Annotated in this window: 1 protein-coding gene; it reads left to right on the top strand. The window is 40.1% G+C overall.

The window, feature by feature from the left end; all coding sequences use genetic code 11:
• On the top strand, positions 1-369 hold a 369-nt coding region (locus AC1DWA_RS33820), incomplete at its 3' end, for a glycosyltransferase family 2 protein (RefSeq protein WP_477917924.1).

Genomic DNA, 369 nt, shown 5'->3' with positions numbered 1-369 from the left:
CTGCAGTTTGATGCTTCATATCAGCCTTTAGTCAGCGTAGTCATCGCCGCCTACAACGAAGAGAATGTCATAAACAGGACAATTAAATCGGTGTTGAAGAGTTCCTATCAAAATCTTGAGATTATTATGGTTGATGATGGTTCAACAGATGGGACGTCAAAGGCTGTTACTGAAGCTTTTAAAAACAATGACAAGTTTCGTCTTCTTCGAAAGAAAAACGGAGGAAAGGCTGAGGCGGTCAATTTGGGTATCCAAAAAGCACAAGGAGATATTATTGTGTCAATTGATGCCGATACCATTATTTCACCTGAAGCTATATCGCTTATGGTAAGACACTTTAACGACGAAAAAGTAGGAGCAGTATCTGGG

The sequence above is a fragment of the Rhodococcus sp. P4_F3_2 genome, from assembly GCF_056401335.1.
This window is presented reverse-complemented; position numbering and strand designations above follow the sequence as displayed.